The following is a 3,880-nucleotide window of genomic DNA, read 5'->3' as shown; positions in this document are numbered from 1 at the left end:
AGTATTAAATATATGAAAAAAAAGAAAAAAATCCCGTCAACTGGGAAAGACGGGACAAAATGTGTTACGGTCCTCAATTAAAGGTATTAAAAATAGAAAAAGGTATTAAATTACCTTTTTCTATTTAAATTATTCTTCCTTAACATCCGCTTTAAAAGAGTCATTATCTTCATTTGAAGCGTTTGCTTGTGAATTAGCACTTTGTTGTGCAAAAGCTTGAGCAGCTTGTTCTATTTGGTCTAATTTTGTTTTTAATTCATCAATTTTTTCTTCTTTTAATAAAGTTTTTAATTCTTCAATTTGTTTTGTTAACATTTCTTTTTGAGAATTGTCAATTTTATCTCCTTGTTCAGTTAAGGATTTTTCTAATTGTGAAATTAATGTTTCTGCTCTAACTGTTGTTTCTACTTTCTCTTTTTTCTTTGCATCTGCTTCTCTGTTTTCTTCGGCTTCTTTTATCATTTTTTGAATTTCTTCTTCAGATAGTGTAGATGTATTTTGAATTGTTATTGTTTGTTCTTTGTTTGTTTTTTTGTCTTTTGCTGTAACTTTTGTAATACCATTAACATCGATTGAGAAAGAAACCTCAATTTGTGGTACTCCTCTTGGAGCTGGTTCGATTCCTGATAAGTTAAATGTTCCAAGAACTTTATTATCTGCAGCCATTTGTCTTTCACCTTGAACTACAGAAATTGTAACTTCTGGTTGATTATCAGAAGCAGTTGAGAAAATTTGTGACTTAGTTACTGGAATTGTTGTGTTTCTTGGGATTAAAGGAGTTGCAATCCCACCCATTGTTTCAATACCTAGTGTTAAAGGGGTAACATCTAATAATAAAACATCATCAATTTCTCCTGCAAGCACTCCACCTTGAATAGCTGCACCAATTGCTACAACTTCATCAGGGTTAATGCTTCTATTTGGTTTTTTACCTAATGTATGTTCAATCATTGTTTGAACAGCAGGGATTCTTGTAGAACCACCAACTAATAAAATTTCATCTAAATCTTTAGCTTCCAGTTTAGCTTCTTTTAAGGCATCCATAATTGGTTTTCTTGTTTTATCTACAAGATAAGCAGTCATTGCTTCAAATTCTGATCTTTTTAGTTCTAATTCTACATTTATTGGACCGTTTTCAGAAACTGCTAAAAATGGTAATGAAATTGTAGTGATTGATTGTTCAGAAAGAGAAATTTTTGCTTTTTCTGCTTCTTCTTTTAATCTAGCCATTGCCATTTTGTCGTTTGTGGCATCATATTTATATTCACTTTTAATTTTTTCTAAAAGTCATTTAACAATTTCATGGTCTCAATCATCTCCACCAAGCCTATTGTCTCCGCTTGTAGAAAGCACTTCGAATGTTCCTGCTGCTAAATCAAGAACAGAAACGTCAAATGTTCCTCCCCCTAAGTCATAAACAAGAACTTTTAATTCTTTATCTGTTTTGTCAAGTCCAAAAGCAAGAGCAGCTGCTGTAGGTTCATTTATTATTCTTAAAACATCTAATCCTGCTATTTTTCCTGCAGTTTTGGTTGCTTCACGTTCTGCATTATCAAAGTAAGCTGGAACAGTAATAACTGCTTTTGAAACTTTTTTTCCTATTTTTTTCTCTGCATATTCTTTTAAATAAGAAAGAATCATTGCTGAAATTTCTTCTGGTTTGTATTCTTTTCCATTTGCTTTTACAGTCTTGCTTGTTCCCATCAATCTTTTAATAGAAGCAATTGCATCTGGATTTGTTTCTAATTGTCTTTTTGCAATTTCTCCAACAATAATATCTCCATTTTTAAAAGAAACTACAGAAGGAGTTGTTCTTTTTCCGTTAGGATTTTCTAAAACTATAGGTTTTTTATCTTCAATTATAGAAACAACAGAGTTAGTTGTCCCTAAATCTATTCCTAATACTATTTCTTTTGCCATATTTATTCTCCTTTTTAATAAGTGATTTTTTTATTTATGAAAACATTATAGCATATTTTTTAGCACTCACAAGTAAAAAGTGCCAAATTTTTAAATTTATAAAAAAATTAAGTTGGAACTCAACTTTTATTTTGATAAATTTTTAATTCTCACTAGATGTTTTTTAATGTTTTCTTCAAATTTTTCTTTGTTTGTTGTTATGTTGATAGTTTCTGTAATATATTTATTTTCTGGATTAGAAAAAAACTTATATAAATTTAAATCAAAGAAAATTTTTCCTCATTCAAATTCTTTGTCACATGTAGGGCAAAGCAAAAAACCGTTACATCCTTCAACAATCAATTTATTAGCATCATCGAAAGAAATTTTATTATTTTTAAATTCATTTTTTACATCCGAAACTCTATGTATGTGTGCTGAAATTAAATGTTCTGAAAATTGATAACCACAAACTAAACATTTATCTGGATTTAAATTATTTTCACAATATCAAATTTTTATATTTTCTTTAAAAAGAGGTTGATTTCTTTTTAAGTCTTCTTCAGAGTGGGTTATATCAAAAAATAGGTTGAGAAAAGACTGGTTGTTTATTTACTTCAAAATTATTTTGTTTTAAAATTTTTAATAAATTTTGCTTAATTTCAAATAATTTTTCGTTTGTTTTTAAAATTAAAAGTTTTTTCTTAATATCTTTATCTTTTTCAAATATTTTATTGATTACTATTGCACTGATTAAAGAATCTGATGCATTAGCTCCATCAAATTTAGCATATAGTTTAATCTCTTTTTTTAACTCATCATACTCAATATAACTTGATAAATTTCTTTTATTTTGTCTTTTTAAATTTTCTTTTTCTAATTGAAAATGTTTTATATTTTCAAATTTAGTATTCAAATTATTCTTTTGTCTTGATGTTAAACTATAATTAATTTTTACGCCCAAAGTACTAAAAATTTTAAAATCTTTTAAAATTGTTTTTGGGAATTCTTCAATATATAAAAACAAATCTAAAGGATGTAATGATACAGAAATATTTTTTATATTATTTTCATAACTAAACAACAAAACTGGCAAAAAATTCTGCATAATATAAGTGTTTCTAGATTTTGGTTTACCATTTTCTCCTAATTTTTGAGTAAAATAAATTAATTCATTTAATTCTTCAATAACTAAACCCTGAAACTTTGCTTCTGTATTTTTTCATTCTACTTCATCATTTATATCAATTTTTTTATCTAGACTTAAAATAAGTTTTATATCACTATATAGTTTGTCAGATTCTTCTTTATTCGCTTCTTTGGTTAAATTTGAAAATAAAGACTTTGAGACAAGTATAGTAAATTTTCTTTTATTACATAAATTCTTTTCCATCTTTTTTATAATCTACTCCTTTTCATACTTGAATATCTTTTTCAAACATTTTATTTGCTATTCACATACTTGCAAAAGAAGGTCTATCTAGATTAAAAACATCATAATTTAAATAATCTTTTGTAAAGCACATTCTCCTTTTTAAATGGACATATTGAACTCTTTCAAATTTTTGTAACTCATTACAAAATTTTTCACTATTTAATGCTTGAATTCCAAAAATTAGTGCTCAAGGTTTGTTAAATTCTAACAATCTTTGCAATAATTTAAATTTACCTCTAAAAGGTGGATTGCTGATAATAATGTCAAAATGTTCTGGTTGATAACTGTAAAAATCTTTGTTTTCTAAGATATGAGATGAAATCACTTTGTAACCGTTTTTTTTAAAAACAGTAACAAAATTAGAATCTGGTAAGTCGAAAGGACATCAAATTATTTTATCTTTAGGAATTTTTGCATTATCAATAAAAAATTGAATATCTTCTTTTGTTGTGTATCACTCATCATCGTTAGCATAATTAAACGCTTTTGTAATTTTATTTTTATTTTTTTGGAAGTGTAATAAATTTTGTGTAAAAATTCCTCAAT

The 3,880-nt window shown here is 26.5% G+C and carries 4 protein-coding genes; all 4 read right to left on the bottom strand.

Annotated elements, in window-relative coordinates:
- Positions 1-129: 129 nt before the first annotated feature.
- Positions 130-1,920: a molecular chaperone DnaK gene (gene dnaK / locus ACXX85_RS03910; RefSeq protein WP_458557735.1), complete on the bottom strand. Its 1,791-nt coding sequence runs from the start codon at positions 1,918-1,920 to the stop codon at positions 130-132.
- A 126-nt stretch (positions 1,921-2,046) separates the two neighbouring features.
- A complete protein-coding gene (locus tag ACXX85_RS03905; RefSeq protein WP_458560679.1) occupies positions 2,047-2,376 on the bottom strand; it encodes an HNH endonuclease signature motif containing protein in 330 nt (109 codons plus the stop codon).
- A gap of 52 nt (positions 2,377-2,428) precedes the next feature.
- Positions 2,429-3,292 (bottom strand): hypothetical protein, encoded by an 864-nt coding sequence (locus ACXX85_RS03900; RefSeq protein ID WP_458560678.1) that lies wholly within the window; start codon positions 3,290-3,292, stop codon positions 2,429-2,431.
- The coding region (locus tag ACXX85_RS03895) for a hypothetical protein (protein WP_458560677.1) at positions 3,273-3,880 on the bottom strand (608 nt) is incomplete at its 5' end. The genes ACXX85_RS03895 and ACXX85_RS03900, both read right to left, overlap by 20 nt.

This window comes from Mycoplasma sp. Z386 (assembly GCF_054343375.1).
This window is presented reverse-complemented; position numbering and strand designations above follow the sequence as displayed.